Source organism: Paenibacillus vandeheii, assembly GCF_030433635.1.
GTDB classification, from domain to species: domain Bacteria; phylum Bacillota; class Bacilli; order Paenibacillales; family Paenibacillaceae; genus Paenibacillus; species Paenibacillus vandeheii.
In genome coordinates, this window is the sequence record NZ_JAROCD010000009.1 from 94,228 (window position 1) to 112,038 (window position 17,811).

General features: G+C 45.6%; 15 protein-coding genes. 12 read left to right on the forward strand and 3 right to left on the reverse strand.

All coding sequences use genetic code 11. From position 1 onward, the window contains the following. Positions 1-44 precede the first annotated feature (44 nt). On the reverse strand, positions 45-1,334 hold the full coding sequence (locus tag P5G61_RS18840) for a Gfo/Idh/MocA family protein (protein WP_301247922.1): 1,290 nt from the start codon (positions 1,332-1,334) through the stop codon (positions 45-47). 125 nt (positions 1,335-1,459) lie between these two features. Here P5G61_RS18840 and P5G61_RS18845 point away from each other — a divergent pair, with 125 nt between their 5' ends. Then, positions 1,460-2,344 carry an AraC family transcriptional regulator gene (locus P5G61_RS18845; protein WP_301247923.1) on the forward strand — a complete coding sequence of 295 codons (885 nt, stop codon included), beginning with the start codon at positions 1,460-1,462 and terminating at the stop codon, positions 2,342-2,344. Between the two features lie 42 nt (positions 2,345-2,386). Here the strand turns inward: P5G61_RS18845 and P5G61_RS18850 are convergent, their stop codons facing one another. Then, positions 2,387-2,821 (reverse strand): hypothetical protein, encoded by a 435-nt coding sequence (locus P5G61_RS18850; RefSeq protein ID WP_301247924.1) that lies wholly within the window; start codon positions 2,819-2,821, stop codon positions 2,387-2,389. 330 nt (positions 2,822-3,151) lie between these two features. Here P5G61_RS18850 and P5G61_RS18855 point away from each other — a divergent pair, with 330 nt between their 5' ends. The 9 genes from P5G61_RS18855 (at position 3,152) to P5G61_RS18895 (ending at position 12,493) form a co-directional block, all read left to right on the forward strand. Next, positions 3,152-3,574: a RidA family protein gene (locus tag P5G61_RS18855; protein WP_301247925.1), complete on the forward strand. Its 423-nt coding sequence runs from the start codon at positions 3,152-3,154 to the stop codon at positions 3,572-3,574. A 5-nt stretch (positions 3,575-3,579) separates the two neighbouring features. After that, positions 3,580-4,170, forward strand: a complete 591-nt coding sequence (locus P5G61_RS18860; RefSeq protein ID WP_301247926.1) for a GNAT family N-acetyltransferase — start codon at positions 3,580-3,582, stop codon at positions 4,168-4,170. Between the two features lie 196 nt (positions 4,171-4,366). Further along, a complete protein-coding gene (locus P5G61_RS18865) occupies positions 4,367-5,176 on the forward strand; it encodes a phosphotransferase family protein (protein ID WP_301247927.1) in 810 nt (269 codons plus the stop codon). Positions 5,177-5,225: 49 nt separating this feature from the next. Beyond that, positions 5,226-7,523, forward strand: coding sequence for a class I SAM-dependent methyltransferase (locus P5G61_RS18870; RefSeq protein ID WP_301247928.1), 2,298 nt, complete (start codon positions 5,226-5,228; stop codon positions 7,521-7,523). Continuing rightward, positions 7,520-8,107: a histidine phosphatase family protein gene (locus P5G61_RS18875; RefSeq protein ID WP_301247929.1), complete on the forward strand. Its 588-nt coding sequence runs from the start codon at positions 7,520-7,522 to the stop codon at positions 8,105-8,107. Before P5G61_RS18870 ends, P5G61_RS18875 begins: the two co-directional genes overlap by 4 nt. Before the next feature lie 48 nt (positions 8,108-8,155). Next, complete coding sequence (locus tag P5G61_RS18880) at positions 8,156-8,848, forward strand: 3'-5' exonuclease (protein WP_301247930.1); 693 nt, start codon at positions 8,156-8,158, stop codon at positions 8,846-8,848. 268 nt (positions 8,849-9,116) lie between these two features. Further along, complete coding sequence (locus tag P5G61_RS18885; RefSeq protein ID WP_301247931.1) at positions 9,117-10,067, forward strand: ABC transporter substrate-binding protein; 951 nt, start codon at positions 9,117-9,119, stop codon at positions 10,065-10,067. Positions 10,068-10,369: 302 nt separating this feature from the next. Beyond that, entirely contained in the window at positions 10,370-11,824 is a 1,455-nt protein-coding gene (locus P5G61_RS18890; protein WP_301247932.1) for an AraC family transcriptional regulator, read from the forward strand. Positions 11,825-12,100: 276 nt separating this feature from the next. Next, the gene (locus tag P5G61_RS18895; RefSeq protein ID WP_301247933.1) at positions 12,101-12,493 is read left to right on the forward strand and encodes a hypothetical protein; all 393 of its coding nucleotides are present in this window, start codon (positions 12,101-12,103) and stop codon (positions 12,491-12,493) included. A gap of 235 nt (positions 12,494-12,728) precedes the next feature. On the opposite strand, the gene P5G61_RS18900 is transcribed toward P5G61_RS18895, so the two are convergent. Next, positions 12,729-13,106: a VOC family protein gene (locus tag P5G61_RS18900; RefSeq protein WP_301247934.1), complete on the reverse strand. Its 378-nt coding sequence runs from the start codon at positions 13,104-13,106 to the stop codon at positions 12,729-12,731. A gap of 251 nt (positions 13,107-13,357) precedes the next feature. Here P5G61_RS18900 and P5G61_RS18905 point away from each other — a divergent pair, with 251 nt between their 5' ends. Further along, positions 13,358-15,628 carry a putative PEP-binding protein gene (locus P5G61_RS18905; protein WP_301247935.1) on the forward strand — a complete coding sequence of 757 codons (2,271 nt, stop codon included), beginning with the start codon at positions 13,358-13,360 and terminating at the stop codon, positions 15,626-15,628. A gap of 104 nt (positions 15,629-15,732) precedes the next feature. Beyond that, the gene (locus P5G61_RS18910; RefSeq protein WP_301247936.1) at positions 15,733-17,670 is read left to right on the forward strand and encodes an LTA synthase family protein; all 1,938 of its coding nucleotides are present in this window, start codon (positions 15,733-15,735) and stop codon (positions 17,668-17,670) included. The last annotated feature ends 141 nt before the right edge of the window (positions 17,671-17,811 follow it).

Sequence of the window (17,811 nt, forward strand, 5' to 3'; positions counted from 1 at the left end):
TACGCAGCCTTGGATGGGAATGTGGTTGGAGCGGCCTTGTGTTCCTAGAAACGAACCAGATTGTTGATGCGAACAGGCAAGCCAGTTGCGATGGCGCGATTGGCTGCAATTCCGGTGAGGATAGATCTTGCTCCATCTAATTGATTGGCAGCACGGTGGTATGGATCTTCCGCAGGCTCTCCGAACAGATCATTCAGAAGAACCGGATCGCCTCCGCCATGACCGCCTTCTTTTTCCTCCACTTGAACCTCGTACGGGGCATCGAACATGGGGAGTACTCGCAGTGTTTTCCCAATCAATGCACCTTCGAGACTTTTGTCACCCAGCGAATTAACGTAGGATTGTTCCACAATGTTCATCTCAATTCGGCCTTTGGTACCGTTAATGGCGATGCGATAACCTTCCCACGGCTGGTATGCAACAAGCGAATAGGTCAAAATGGCTCTGTTCTGATACTGAACGAGCACACCCATCGTATCCTCGATGTTGATGCCATCTCCGAATACGCTTTGATCCCGCTGATAACCGTCTTCCGGCTCGGCATCCAGATACATGGCTTTGAGATGTGCATCCGAATCCAGGTGCAGGGCAAAAGGGTCCTCTTGTGCAAGCGGGTTGCCTGTTGCGCGAGTGTAAAACTGGGTCACTCCTCGTTCCTCGGCGTTTTCTCTACCATAGTACATGAGATCCCCGAAAGCGAAAACGGTCTCAGGCTGGGAACCGATCCAGAAATTGACCAAGTCGAAGTGATGGGTGGATTTGTGTACGAGCAGTCCGCCACTATTACGCTTGTCCCGGTGCCAGCGGCGGAAGTAATCGGCACCATGGCGTGTATTCAGCAGCCATTCGAAATGGACTGAAGTCACTTTCCCGATCGTGTCATTCTGAATTAGTTCCCGTATTTTGGTGTGGTGTGGTGCGTAACGGTAGTTAAAGGTGACGCGTATATTTTGTCCGGTCCGCTTGGCGGCATCAAGAATATCCTGACATTTGTGCTCATCGATGGTCATCGGCTTCTCGGTTACGACATCACAGCCAAGCTCCATTGCGCGAATGATATATTTGTGATGGGTGCGGTCGATGCTGGTAACAATTACGAAGTCTGGCTTCTCGTTCTCAATCATCTGATCGAACTGATTCGCAGGATAAGTAGGCACCTCATTGTATTTATATTTTTCCCTCAGCAGCTGATTGGCATAATTCATGCGGGTCTGGTTAATATCGCAAAAAGCTGCCAGCTCGGATGTTTCCCTGAAATTTTGGGCTAATGCTCCATAGAAAAATTCAGCACGGCCGCCTGTTCCGACCAATACGTAGCGTTTTTTGTTACTCATGTCTATCGCCTCCTTGAATATAGCTCTAGACTATAACAAGGGAGCACTTCTTTCGCCGCTTTTTGTGCGTAATCGCTTTCAAATGCCGCTTATTTTGCTATAATTCAAGCAAAGGGGGCAGCTGCATGGCACAGACATTTCGAGCGGATTACAATGATCCCACCGGTTATTTGAATATCGAATATGATCGTCGCATTGGATATTTCTCCATGACGGATGACCACCTACATGACCATTATGAGCTGTACTATCTGTTATCCGGTGAGCGCATTTACTTCATCAAGGACCGTACCTACCAGGTCAAGGCTGGTGACTTCGTATTTATCAACCGGAATACCGTTCATAAAACGATGGAGAGTGGAAGGCCAGACCATGATCGAATTGTTCTGTATATCAAGCCAGAGCTGTTCACGGAATTGGCTATTTTACCTGAGTTGGCTGAGGGGCTAAAGGAGCCATTCGGCTGGGATACTCCCATTCTCAGACTTCCTTCACAGATAAGTGAGGCAGCAGATCGAATGGTCAGTGAAATGATTGATGAGATGGTTCATACGAGAGATGGAAGCAGCCTGCTGCTGCGTCACCGATCTGTTGAATTGCTGCTGTTCGCTTATCGTAACAAACATCTGGGCACCGTGCATTCGGCCGACAGTGAGCCAGTTCTGCATCCCAAGGCTCAGGCAGTGGTCCGCCATCTTAACGAAAACTATCATCAAGCTTTGGCTTTGCCAGAGGTTGCAGCATTGTTCCGCATCAGCCCTCATTATCTCAGCCGCTTGTTCAAACAGACCACAGGTTTCACGTTCAGTGATTATCTTAATCTGCTTCGGGTGAAGGAAGCGCAGCGTTTGCTGCGTGAAAGCGATGATTCCATAACGGAGATCGCTCTGCAAGCGGGATTCAGCAATTTTTCACATTTCGGAAAGATGTTCAAGCGGACGGTTCAGGTATCACCCAGAACATATCGGCAGGAGTACAGAGAAGCAGGTTCGATGGGAGCAGTGAAATAGGGTGAATGGATGGATGTAGCTATGGAACAAGACTTATCATGGCTATTTTAACCGTTGGAGTTCCTTAATAATTAAGTTTGTTTTGTCACTTACCTTTTGAAGTTCTTCTAATGTAAGTTCCGCATAGTCCGGGGGAAACAAGTGCCAGTACTGATAGTAAAAATCACTTCTCTCAGTATATAACCTTTGTGTGGTTCCATCGACCATAATCGTAATGAGCCCATAGTGGTCGAAAGCGTTTTTAATATTGTTCGTATAAAGAGTCAGTTTTGTTTTATCTGTTGTCTTGTTGCTTTTGATATATCGATCAAGCTCTTTTTTATAATGAATACTTTCCAGTATAACACTGCGGTATGCTGAGTCAGCAGAGGACTCGATGTGATGTTTGAGTTCACGATACTTATGAAAAAAGATGGATGCAATAATTAGTATGATGGTGAATAAAATCAGAATAATATGCCGTGTTTTTGTACTCATCATTTGTCCTTTTTATGTATTTGGGTCATTTCCATTTTGAGAATGTAGTCCTATATAATAACATAAAAAGACAGGCTAAGCCTATAGGTAAATACAAGAAGTTGGTATTAGATAACTGGGAATCAGAAGCCAAGCATAAAAAAAGTGCCTGAGAAATCCTGCCAGCGAGACATTGAATCAGGTCCTTTATTATGTTTCACTTTTTTATATTGCGGTTCTAAAGGAACCGGCGTATATTGAGGTTTATCTAAATTAGAAATAAATGGATAGATTGCTAGGACATTTTTGTACATAAAGGAGATGCCGATGATACAGACCAGGTTGGAATAATTGGGCATTGTACTACCTCAGGCAAGCGCGCCATCAGCGAAGTATGCCAATGCCGTAATAGTAAACGGAATCATGTATGTGGCCGGTAAAGGGCCGGATACGCAAGAACGCGGCAAACTCGGGGAGGATTTTACAACGAAGCAAGGATATGATTTTGCCCGAAATGCCGCCATCGAGGTATTGGCTGTCGTTCAGGAAGTGCTCGGTTCATTGGAACGAGTGAAACGGGTGGTGAAGGTGCAGGGGTTCATCAATGCCACGGCCTCGTATGAGGAGCACCATAAAGTGTTAAACGGTTTCTCGGATCTGATGCTGGATGTATTCGGAGAACAGGGCGTACACGCCCGTTCCGTATTTGGTGCTGTATCCGTGAGAGATAACTTGCCGCTGATCATTGATTCAATATTCCAGGTGGAGGAGTAAAGTTAATGACCAATTCGGCTTCATTTAATCCGTTAATGCTGTCCTTTCCCGAAAGCTTCGATACACCGCGATTGACCATTCGTGCCCCGAGGTGGGGAGATGGAGCGGCAGTGAATGAGGCAATCGTTGAAAGTGCGGAGCAATTGCGTTTGTGGCTGCCTTTTGCCGAGAATGTTCCTTCCCTTGAAGAATCCGAGGTACATGTTCGGAAGGCGAGGCTGCAATTTCTGGAGCGTACCGACATGATACTTCATTTACGTGACAGATTTACGGATGAATTCGTGGGCAGCAGCGGACTGCATCGAATAGACTGGAATGCACGCTGTTTCGAGATCGGTTATTGGATCAGAACATCGCGTGCCGGTGAGGGTCTGATGACGGAAGCAGTCAGAGGCATCGAGCAGTTCGCAATAAACTATCTGGAGGCCAACCGACTGGAAATCCGCTGTGATGCACGGAATGTCCAAAGTGCCAAAGTGGCTGAGCGTGCAGGCTATACCCTTGAAGGTGTATTACGCAAGATACGACGTGACAGAACAGGTGAGCTGGTGGATATGATGGTGTTTGCGAAGGTAAGAGGCAATGAGTTTGAATAGAATAGTTTGAAATGAGATCAAAATGAATTGGAAAATGGTTTATAAAGAAAGGATGGCTTGTTGAGGAATAAGCGATTTGGCTGTTCTTCCGGGCCATTTTTTGTGTGTACATTTTCTGGTTACTGTGCAGAAGCACATGGGTACAGAAAGATATAAAATGGAAGCAGGAAGTGTATCATTTTAGGGGGAATGAAAAGTGAGACGGATTGGGCAAGGAAGAACGGCTGAGATCTATGAGTACGCATCAAATCAGATTATGAAGTTATACCATGCCGATTTTCCAGCTGAAGCTGTCCAGAATGAGTTTCGAATTACCGAGGCAGTATTCCAAAAGGGCTTACCTGTGCCACAGGCAAGGTTGTTTATGGATGATGGATCGCGTAAAGGGATCATATTTGAACGGATTGAAGGCAACACGATGTTATCCCTCATGATTCAGGAGCCCGTGTTGATCGAAGAACTATCGCGTCAAATGGCAGTCTGTCATCATAGCCTACACGTCCAGGATGATGATGAAGGAGTACTACCTACACAAAAGCAGATTCTTACTGGAGCCATTCGAAATACCTATCTATTGTCGGAAGAGGATAAGACACAGGTAATTGCTTATTTGTCGTCTCTTCCAGAGCGAAAGCAAATTTGTCATGGCGACTTTCATCCCGACAATGTCATGTTGAATGAAATGAGGGATCAATATTGGGTTATAGACTGGATGACAGGCATGTCGGGTGATCCGGCGGGTGATGTGGCACGCAGTTGGGTAATATTAATGAGCGGCACGTTGCCGGAGGATATGGACCCGGCTGTTCATAGGAAATTTGAATTGGCTCGCAATGTAATGCTTAATCACTATATTCAACATTATATCCAGATTTCCGGGATATCCCGCAAGGAGTTGGATGCCTGGATTTTGCCTGTCGCGGCTGCACGTCTAGAGGAGAGGTTACCTGCAGTGGAAGAGGATCAGTTAATCAAGCTTGTGCAGGATCGTATTCGTCTGCTGTAATGACATATTTAGTTTTTTAACTAACAAGGATAACGAGGTGAAGAGATCCATGCTGCACTCATTAAAGTCCATACAATCTTACAAGTCAGGCCAGCTACCGGAGGCGAAGCAACCACAGTGGCTGCAACTACTTGCAGCGGCGGAACAGCCGAATATTAACCTGGAACGTATTCATTCCATAGCAGAGCTGGAAGGTACGAACCCGGTACTGGATTATGTAGAACGCACACTTCAGGTGCTGGATCAGCTTGAGGTTTCTTTTTGGATTCGAGAAATTTTGGAGGATGTGCTGGTCTGGTCGGAAACGGCAAAGGCGGGATCACTGAAACAGCGCAGAAGTTGGCAGAAACAGGGGGTTAACCTGTTCGTGCACAATGTGGGTTCAGCCCAGCTATACGACATGTATGGAAGTGTCGGAGATTTGCAAGGCAAGCAAGGTAATTGTGAGGAGAAAGATGCATCACGATCGGAATCCCCGAGTGATTTTTTAAATGATCTTCCAAGTGATAGTACACAAATTGCACAATCAGCACATAGTTCACCCACACCACGGGATGAGATCATTCGCACCCTTATTGCCACACACGGGCTTATTGGTCAGTACATCAGAGGAGAAATCCCGTTTGCTGAAAATGCTCCGCTGCATTCGTTCATAACGCAAGGGTGGCTTACCTCTGATGAATTGCAGGCCATCCTGATGGCGCTGAATGAATGCGTTATTGCAGGCGTTGACCTGGCGCTGTGGAATCAGGTTCAGCCTGAAGTGCAGCGTATCGTGGGCTGGATCATGACAGCTCCGGATCATACTGACTGGAATGTGAAGGAGCGGCTGTCACGCTTGCGGAGCTCGTCTATACGTCAAGGAGAAGCGATGGATGAAGCGTATGCCAAACTTCAAGCCCAGCTTGAGATAGAGAGACTTCTCGCTCCACTGGCTCATCGGACCTTATGGTATGTGGAGTCAGCGATGCACGATTTTTCGTTGCAGGAGATGGTTAAGATCTTCCTTTTGACGCTGAGCAGTGAAGCTATGGTGCTATCTGTAGATGATTCGATGACGAACAGCACTGGCAGAACAACGGAAGAATCAGACAGAAATTCGACTTCGCGGGAGCAACCGTTGGATGTTGTAAGGCATATCAGCTTTGAACCATTAATGAACACGATGTATTACGACTACAAGGGTGTCAAGAAACTGAATATTTACAAGAAACGAATGATCGAAAAGTATTTGGAGCAGTATTCGTGGGCGCAGATTGAAGCAGGTGAGACGATCACTTACCCTCACTTGACACATCGAATTAAACGGCATCCGAATTTGCGGGATACGGTATTTGTAACATTTGAATTTTCTCCGGCGGCGGAGAAGCTGATTGCGTTCTGTATTGAGGCAGAAAAGTCTCCATTATATGAGAAGGCTGTGCTGCTGTTATTTGACCTGTTCGGATTGCGACGGGATGCGTATGATCGATTCCATAATGAAGAGACGTATCTGGCGGACATGAACAGCTCAGGTGATTACAAGAAAGTGCTGCTGGATTATATGGTGGGCAAACGAGTGCTCGATATCGGTCCCGGCGGTGGAATCTTGCTTGATCTGATTGAGCAGGAACGACCTGAGATGGAGCCAATTGGCATTGATATTTCAGCGAATGTCATTGAGGCACTGGAGCGTAAAAAGCAGCGGGAGGCACATCGCTGGCAAGTATTGAAGGGGGATGCTCTTCAACTGGATCAATACGTGCAGCCAGGCACGGTGGATACGGTTATTTTTTCATCTATTCTGCATGAACTGTATTCGTATATTGAACGTGATGGCCGGAGGTTTAACAGCGATACCGTCGTTGCTGCACTGAGAAGTTCGTTTGACGTGTTGTCCCCAGGGGGCCGAATTCTGATCCGGGATGGCATTATGACCGAACCCGAAGCACAGAAGCGCCGGATTCGTTTCCTTGAACCGGATGGGATACGGTGGCTGGAGCGGTACGCACAGGATTTCCAGGGACGCAGCATTGAATTCGAGCGGATCTCCGGGAATGAGGCGGTACTGGATATCAACGATGCGATGGAATTTTTGTACACGTATACTTGGGGTGAAGAAGCATATGTCCATGAGATTCAGGAGCAATTCGGCATATTTACCCCGTCGGCATATAAGGATTGTATTCGCAAAGCGCTGGGTGATCAAGCAGAGATCATTACGTTCCGGCACTTTCTTCAGGAAGGATATACGGAGGCGCTTGGAGAACGAATTATCTTTATGGAGGAAAACGGTCAACCTGCACCTTTGCCAGACAGCACCTGCCTGATCGTCATTGAAAAGAAGAAAGGAATGGCGGACAGATGACGAATGAAGCCAACACGGCTTTATATTTTGTAAGACACGCGGAGTCTGAGTATATGGAAGGGCAGGAACGTGAGCGTGGTCTAACGGAACAAGGCAAAAGGGGCGCAGCCACCGTCGCGGGTTTGCTCCATCGGGAGCAGATCCAGTTGTTTTATTCCAGCCCGTATAGACGGGCCGTGGATACGATTCAAGGATTGGCCGAAGTGTCAGGCGGAATTGTGGTCACCGAAGAGGATTTACGTGAGCGTGAGCTGTCAGGTCCTGAATTGAAGCATGAACATTTTCGGGAAGCCAAACAAAGACTCTACGATGATCCTGCGTTTGCTTATGCAGGTGGAGAATCCGGGGAAGTCGCCGTGTCACGGGCAATCACTGTAATACAGCGAATTCTCGATAGGCATCCGGGGCAAAAAATAGTGATTGCCACCCATGGGGATATCATGACGTTGATTTTCAATTATTATGATCCGTCCTACAGTTATGACTTCTGGGTAAATACAACGATGCCGGACATCTACAAACTGGAGTTTGATCGTGAAAGCAGGTTGGTTCAGGTAACACGATTGTGGGAAAAACAGGTTTAGTTTCTTGGATGTATGTATTCTATTCAATGATTGGGGGAAGAGCGACGAATGAAGATTACGTTTATGCCGGATACATATATTGTTGAAGAGCTGAAAGTCCCTCAATTGCACGATAGGACGTACTGTATATTTGATCTTGAAGGCACGGGGATTAATCCGGCAGAGGAGAGTGTGACCCAATTTGGTGCGATGTATTACAAAAAAGGGGAATCATTAGATTCATCATTCACTTCACTTGTACGTGCCTCTAAACCGATTCCAGAAGCGGTGGCGGAGTTAACGGGGATTTCAAATGAGGATATGATCCAGGCTCCCTTGTTCGCAGAAGCATACCAGGCTTTCCTGGAATTTATCGGGGATAAGGTATTAGTAACGCAGGCGGGGTATGAGTATGATCGGCCCATGTTGAAACGGCATTGTGATATGAATGGGCTGCTGATGTTTTCCAATCCGGTTTTGGATACAAAAGCGATGTTCACATATATTCATCCGGAAATCTCTGAGGTCATCTCTACCGATTTCTTGATCCGGTATTATGACTTGAACACAGACGGAATTCACAGGCACAATGCTTTGGTCGATTGTGGTGTGATTGCTCGTATTTTTGGACATGTCCTGAATGAATATCAGGATCTTGCATTGGATCATTTTACTGCGGATGAGGAACATATAATGAAGCGTTTTGTGATTCCCGAGATGTATTTGGCAGCAAAGAATGGGGGAGAGAAGCCAGATGAGTAGGATTGTTATCAACAAGGTACATTGCCCCTGCGAAAAAGCGGGGGTGACGGTTGTACATCCTTTTCGTTTGTATAAAAAAATAGCTTCGAATGTGTATTGTGGGTCTTACACAGCATAAGGTACAATTCATCTAAGCATTGAGTGAGAATGATAATCATTATTCATAAAAATGTGTTCTCACCGATACACAACAGATTACATAGGGGTGAAGAGTGTCATGGTAAGGTTCAGTAGAGAGTTCAAAGGGTGGACAATTATCTTGCTACTCATGGTTGTAGTTATAACAGGATGTGGGGCAAACTCCGAGTCAAAAGCAGAACAGACTCCTGCATCTGAGACCACGGTATCGGATGGCAGTACATCTGAAACAACAGAAAAAGAAGCAGAGACGCGTGTCGTTCAGGATGAATTCGGTGATGTGACGATTCCGGTGCATCCGCAGCGGATTGCTGGTATCTATGTGGAGGATTATCTTAAGGCTCTTGATATCACACCTGTAGTACAGTGGTATAATCCGATGTGGGGTGTGCAGGAATATCTGGATCTGGATGTGCCACAATTTGATACTACAGGTAGCATTGAGGCTTTGTTGCAGTATGATCCGGATCTCATCATTGTGGATGGTGGAGTGGACATGGAGAAGTATGAAATGTATTCAAAGGTGGCACCGACGTACCGCTTGCCAGAAGACATTTTGCAGGATTCCAATCAAATCTTGACGACCATTGCCGATGTTGTTGGTAAACCAGATAAGGGTAAAGAAGTTGTTGCGGCATTTGAGGCCAAGATTGCAGACGCTAAGGGGAAGCTTCAGGAAGCAGTCGGGGATGAGACCGTAGCGGTTGTCCGACTGAATATCAGCAATAATACATTGGCATTGTTCGGTGTGAAAAATCGATTTACCGGGTTTATTTATTCGGAGCTTGGTCTAACACCTCATCCACTGGTCGGCAAAATGGAAGAATATCAGGAAATCCTGTCCGAAGAGGCTTTTCCAGAGCTTGATGCGGATCATATTATTGTATTTCCATCCAATGGAGAGTGGTCATCTCCAGAGAACAAGGAAGCTATGAAGGTGCTGGATAGCAAGTTGTGGAAATCTCTCCCGGCAGTCAAAAACGACCATGTGTACATGATGGAAAGATCGTATTGGCAATCAGGTGCGATTACGGCAAACATAATGAAGATTGATGATCTTTTGCAAAAAATGACGCCATAAGCCCTTTTCCATAAGAAAGTTCTTCCCTCAGGGTTGAAGAGCTTTCTTTTTTCGTTTAAACTATTGTAAATGATAACAATTCTCAATTAAGGAAGATGAATATGTGTCCCACGATTGTACAGCTGATTCCCAAGCCCTGGTTATGCATGCTTCGACATATGAAACACATGGATTATAGCCAAGTCGATAACGCCAACAGGCAGACATATAACAAGACGTCATCACACGCTCTTTTCGTAGTGACGGGTGGGCATGGCTCAATAGACTCTTTAGACAATAGGGACACTCGTCTGGAAAAAGGGATGATTATGTTTGTTCCAGCTGGACGTACCATTGTAATTGAAGGCTCCAGTGTGTTGCAATATTATAGACTTGAGCTGATGGTAGCTGAGCTGAAAGAAGATAGGGCGAGTAGGTTGAGTATAACAGGTGAAACGGTGCAACAAGAGCCTCCGGCCTTTGTTTCAGATCCAGATCGGTTGCCTCTTATTGAGCTGAATTTTAGTCCATGGAGTTCCTGTCTAAAGGCGCTGGAACAGATATTGCGTGGGCAGACTGCTCATGACTGGTCGGACCAATGGGAGATACAACTGCGTTTCCAGGAGTGGTTCCGAATGCTTCTGCGACAAAATGATCCCGAGATTGAATCGCCGGATGACCGTGCCCGGCTTCAAAGCTCAATTCGTTATATTCGTGAGCATTTTGATCAGCCGATAACGGTTGACGATCTGGCAGCAAAGGTCCGGCTTACCAGAGCCAGTTATACCCGACAATTCAAGGGGATTACAGGCAAGCTTCCACTTGACTATGTGAATGCTGTTCGACTGGAGCATTCGAAACTGCTGTTACAGCTGACCGATGATCGATTGCATGATATTGCACAGAATGTGGGATTTAATAATGAATATTATTTCGGCCGCCGATTCAAGCAACATACAGGTGTTTCACCAGGATTGTATCGGCGTCATCACCGTCAAGAGGTTCGTGTGTTTGCTCCGTATCTGGAGGATTTTGTTCTTTCACTTGGAATAAAGCCGATACTGCAAACTTCCCATCGTTCTTGGGGCAGACAGCACTATTTGGGGTTGGAAGATGTTCCTGAATTTGACGTTACCCAACTTGATGTAGGATTTAATGAGACGAATGTACCTGAATTTATTATGCTGAATAACGGCTTCCAACGCTGGAATCTGGAGCGGTTTGAGCAAGTAGCCCCGACATTTTATGTGGAACATCAGGGAGAGGATTGGCGTTCCATTTTGAAATCCACCGCGGATGTGCTGGGAAAGGTAAGCCGGGTGCAGGATGTAATAGGTGATTATGAGGAAAAGGCGCAGGAAGCCAAGAAACTTTTGACACAACATATGCGTGGACAAACCGTTGCTTTTTTACGTATATCGGCAACGGAAATTATTCTCTACGGGGATCAATACGGTTATGTAGGGCCTGTATTATATCAGGAGCTAGGATTAACCCCGCATTTCCGTGTACAGCAATGGGCGAGTCAAAGTAGAAGAGTAGGTATTGGGCTGGAGCAGCTACGTCAGCTTGAGGCGGATCATCTCTTTATCACATTTGATAATATGAATTCTGCCGATCCCGGAGAGGAACGGCAGCTCTTGGAAAGAGATGAGTGGAAACAGCTGTCTGCAGTAAAAAGCGGTCACGTCTATGAGGTGGATTTTATGACTTGGATGAATTACGGTGTCATCTCTCACGGAAAGAAAATCGACGATATACTGCGGTATTTGGGCTGAATGAGACAACACATGAGGACTAAATTAATTCAAAAAATCACGAAAAAATCACATTCTCTGCAAAATCACAATTGAATTATGCCTGAGTCAAGCAAGAATGAAACGCACAGCTGCAGAAGCAGCACATGACTGGAGTGTTCCTTTTCTCACTTTTTCTTTATGATTTCTTGATTATAGTTACTGAATGCAAATTGTGAACATATAATGGATATTGATATATAAAATTGTAAATTTTATGTAAAATTACATGGAAAGCATGGTTTCATTGGTATAATTATGGAACAATTAATTGTAATGGATCATTTTGATCAAGAAATCGTGGAGGTGGTTTTATTGTCAAAAGCAAGAAGGTTTCTGTCCGTAGCATTGAGTTTGGTTCTTTTACTAACAATTGTCGGTTGTCAGAAAGCTGTTGCATCAAAAGTAACGGTGAATGAACATGACACAAATCTGTTGGCTTCTAATGAGCTTCTTATTAAAACATCAGAAGTAGTAAAGGAAATCGAAATTAAGAGTCCTGAAGGCAAAGTTGAAGTGAAAAAAGCTTTGGTTTCAGAATATGTCCCGGTTAACTCATCAGCATACCTGCTAGCCACAGGTCAAGATCCATTAGAACAAGAAATTGTCAAAGTGGTAGATGTTACTTACCTAGATGAACCAAATAGATAAGTGGGAATGTGAAGTAGCATCTCTTGCAATTGGTGAACTTTATATTAAGAATCGAAGTGCAAAATACGCGACATTTAACCCGAAATATGTAGTAGGTTCTTTAGAATTACAGTAGCTAGTATGTTGTTAGCGTTACCTGTGCAAATTTGATTAGCAATAATATGAAAAAAATAAAAGAACCTGTTCACCCGAACAGGCTTTTTTTGGTGTGATATAACCCTTTGTGCTACGATATTTACTTTTTCTCCATAACGGCGAAGTAATTGTTCTCAGTATCTGCAAAGTTGAATACTCTGCCACCAGGCATCGTTATAATCTCGCCAACGGTAACTTCTTTATCCGATAAGTGAGTGTAAAGCTGATCGAGGTTATCTGTGAAAAGCATAAGAGATGGTGTGCCCAGATTTAATTCAGGGGACATTTTGGCAATGAATTCCTTGTCGTGCAGGATGATGGTGGTTTGGGCACCCTTCACAGGCGCAATTTCAATCCAGCGCATGCCATTCCCATTGACTTCGGAAACGACATGAAAACCTGCTTTTTCCGTCCAAAATTGAAGAGCCTTGTCCTGATCGTTTACATACAACATAATTTGGCCGACTTGAGTAAACATTGATTTACACTCCTTATATACGTAATGGATCGTGGTTGAAGCAAGTTTGGCTTTGGATGCATCTTTTTAAATAGAGTCAAGCTCTATATTACCATAAATGAGCACCCGCCATGCAACTTCAATTCAAGCACAAAAAGAGGAAGCAAATGTCCTTGACTGCCGCATTGCGACATACCATTAAATAAAGGACAATTCAAGCGACCGAATTGCCTTTTAAGCACAGCCATGTAATGGCAGATGGGAGCGCTGTAATGACGAAACGGGTAGTTCTATTGGAAGAAGGTACGGCAGAGATGAAAGGGCTGATGGGTAGTAAAGGGGCTGGACTTACAGCGATGCTACAGGCAGGTTGGCCCATTCCGGCCGGGTTCATTGTAACAGAGGAAGGCTGTCGCGCGTTCTGTACCCGTCTTGCACATCTTTCAGCTGAAGGAACCCAAGAGATTGGCAGCGCAATTCAGCATCTTGAGCAGCAATCCGGCAAATTCTTCGGCGATTCCTTAACACCGCTGCTGCTTGCCGTCCGGTCAAGTGAATCGAGTTCCCGTAATACGGCATCCCATGCTTTGCTTCATGTAGGACTGAATGATGTGACGGTTGAGGGGCTCGCTAAGCAAACGAATGATCGTCAGTATGCCCTTAATTGTTATCGAATTTTATTACAAGATTATGGTCAACTGGTGTACGACATTCCGTATGACTTATTTGAAGAAAAATGGGAAGACATCTCGATACTCGATGAAGCGAATCTAGAATTCGCCATCGCGGAATATAAACGTTTAATAGAAGAGAGAGGACGTCATCCGTTCCCTCAGGATGTGCAGTTACAGTTAAAACAAGTGATGCGTGCAGTTTCTGATTCACAACGTGTTATAAGACCCAACTCCCAACAAGAACTTCTTCGTAATCCTTCTCATTTCTCCGATGAAACTCAAGGAGCAGCTGTTCTTATACAGGTGATGGTCAATGGCGAGCGTGGTGACCGCAGCGGGTTCGGAACGGTATATTCTCGTCATCCAGGTACCGGGGAACGAGGTATGACAGGGGATTACATTTCAACTGATGCTTCTCGGCGTTCGAATGAAGGACTGGATCAACTGCGGAATGAAGAGTCTGAACTGTATGGTCTTTTGCAGGATGCTTGCGGTTATCTGGAGTCCCACACGAGAGAAGTACAGGAGATTCAATTTGTTGTGGATTCTGGGACCTTGTATCTTGTGGAAATTATTGAAGCAAGGTTAACCTCACAGGCGATGCTGAGGAGTACTGTAGATCTTGTGGATGAAGAGGTAATCACCAAAGAGGATGCCATATTACGTATCCAGCCTTGGCATGTGACGGAATTGCTGAAAGCATCTTCAAATTTATCATCCGAGTTACAGCTCCTACTTGAATGGGCAGATGAAATGAAGGGGCTTACAATACTTTCGAATGTGGATCATCCAAAGGACGCTGTAAAGGCCCGTTCGTTAGGGGCTGAGGGCATTGGATTGTGTCGGACAGAACAACTGTTGTTGTCTGCTTCGAGATTTCCTTTTGTACAGAAAATGATTCTGGCAGACAGCGAAGCAGAGCGCAAACGTGGACTGGAACGTCTGTTGCCGATGCAACAGGCTGATTTTGAACAACTCTTCGAAGCGATGGATGGTTATCCGGTAACCATTCGATTGCTTGATCCGCCGCTGCATGAGCTGCTGCCTGATATTGAAAGGTTAAAAGAACGACGTGAGCAGTTGGCTCTCAGGAAATTAGAGGAAAATAACACCGAAGTGCAGGAGCTTGAGCGTGTCATTCGCAGGGTCCTGGAATTGCATGAACAATATCCGTTGCTAGGACAGCAGGACTGTCGACTGGGAACTGTATTCCCGGAAATCTACGATATGCAGCTTGAAGCCATTTTTCGTGCAGCGGTGAAGGGCATCCGCCAAGGGTTATGGGTGCGGCCTGAGATTATGATTCCTTTGGTGGGCAATGCCAATGAACTTCAAGTCATGAGAGATCTGGTGGATCATGTAGCGGACCAGGTGCTTGGAGAGGAGAAGCGTCACTGTCTTTACAGAGTGGGAGCACGGATTGAAGTTCCTCGAGCAGCACTGACCGCAGCTCCTATCGCCCGTCATGCGGACTTCTTCTCGTTTGGCACCGATGAGCTGACACAGATGACGTTTGGTTACAGCCGTCATAATACGGAGAAGCCATTCCTTCATTTTATTGAGTCACAACGCTCACTGCCCAGCAATCCATTTCAGGTACTGGATATCGACGGAGTGGGGCAATTGGTGGAGATGGCTCTCGTTCAGGGCCGAATTCGAAAACCTCATCTAAAAGCAGGCATCTGTGGCGAGAATGCAGCCGATCCGGCTTCCATTGCTTTTTGCCACCGGATTGGTCTGGATTATGTGAGCTGTCTGCCAGAACAGGTACCGCTTGCCCGTATCGCTGCCGCACAGGCGGCACTCCTTGCTCAGAAGCAGGACCCAAACGAAAACAGGCAGGATGGCGATATATCGACGATTGCGTAACATTTCCATATCCCCTCATGGAATACCAACCTTAAAACTGTTATACTGAAATATGCGTTTTGTAAAAGGAACGTAAAAATTTCAGATAAGGGTTGAAAGCGACCATGTTTAATTCCAAAAATGAGCGGACCTCATCACGGACCTTATTTATCGTGTTATTTATTCTTATGCTGCTGAAGTTGTCGCTTTTGCGGTATTTCTTTTTCCAGGGACTGTCCGGCATCGGTTTCGTTACTGACGCATTGGGGGCCCTGACCGTGGTATGTATCCTCGATCTGATCGTGCCAAAAGGCTGGAAGCGTGCAGTGTACGGAGGTTTCAATGTGTTGTTCTCGCTGGTATTATTCGCGGCGACACTCTATAACGTACATTTCAGTTCGGTTCCCACATATACGGCACTGAGCGAGATCGGCCAGGTTGCTCAGGTGAGAGGAAGTATCGGACCTTTGGTACGACCGGAGCACTTCCTGTTTTTTGTGGACATCGTACTGGCTGTACCGGTATGGTTTATCCTCCGCAGTCGTCGTACCTCAGGTCGTAACAGCAGCTATCGCGACAGTGGACTCCATTTCGGCAGAAGCCGGAGACGGTATTGGGGCAAGTTGGGAGTAGCCCTGACCGCTGCGTTCTGCATCACGCTGTCAGGCAGTTTCATTGTCAAAGGGGAAACGATTGATAATGAACTCGTTCGCGCCGAAAATCTCGGTTTTCTGAATTATCAGGTGTCATCAGCGATTCTGACGAGCAAAGAGAATGAAGCTATTGCGAATGGCAACATTAATGAAACGATCGAGAAGATTAATCAACTGGTTAGCAAGTATCCGTACCAGGAGAAGTCCAGTCAGGGCACGGCTATTAAAGCCAAATATTTTGGTCAGGCCAAGGGAAGCAATCTGATTGTCCTCCAACTGGAGTCATTTCAAAATTTCCCGATTAATGCTTCCCTGGACGGTCAGGTATTAACTCCGGTTCTGAATGATCTGGCTAAAGAAAGCTATTATTTTTCTCATTTTTTCCAGCAGATCGGACAGGGAAACACGTCGGATGCCGAGTTTATGTCGAACACCTCCATCTATCCAACCGGGGTTGTACCCATGTCAGCAGGGTATAGTGACCGTAATTTGCCAAGTCTGCCAAAACTGCTTGGTAAAAAAGGATATGAGTCGGAGACGTTCCACGTAAATGACGTCACCTTCTGGAACCGAAACAAAATGTATCCGGCACTTGGATTCAATCGGTATTTCGACAAGCCCAGCTTCGAGAATGATAAGTTTAATGATTTTGGACCATCGGATGAGGAGCTATATCGTGTTGGTATGGAAAAAATGACTGCACATCAGGCTGCTAATCAGCCATTCTATGCGCAGTTCATTACAGCATCCAGCCACTCGCCGTTTACGGTTCCTGCGGACCGAGCTAGAATTACCATCCCGGCCACAATCACCAATACGTTGCTGCACGATTACTTGCAAGCGATCAATTATACGGACTATGCGGTAGGTCAGTTGATCAATGACCTCAAGGCGAACGGATTATGGGATAACACAACACTTGTGATATACGGGGACCATTTCGGTTTGCCAGCAAACGATGAGATTACACAGCAAATTCAGACCAATCTGGGCGTGCCATATGACGGTAATGTAAGTCGTTTCAACATCCCGCTCTTGATCCATACGCCAAAACAGGCAAAAGGGCAAGTCATTGAACAGCCTGGCGGTCAGTTGGATATCATGCCAACGGTGTTGAACCTGATGGGAGTTTCCTTGAAGGAAGAGAAATTTACAGCCTTTGGTCACGATCTACTTAACATGGACCACAATGCGTTCGGTATCCGGTATTACTTGCCGACAGGTTCATTTGTGAATAATGACATTATGTTTATTCCGGGTGCGGGCTTTGATGATGGAACAGCCTACTCGTTAAAAACGTATGAACCCGTCACGGATTTGGAGCCGTACCGTTCGGATTATGAACACGTGCTCAGCTTGATGAAGCTATCTGACGAGTATGTGAAGCTGCTGCCCAAACGTGCACCGTAATTAAATTTTTTATGTATGAAACACCATAACGTCACTGGCTCAGGAGCTGGTGGCGTTATTTGTTTATTCATTGTACATCCTAAACGTGTAATGAAAAGGAGATGTTCTTTGAAACTGTAATTAATAATGTTACAATGGAAG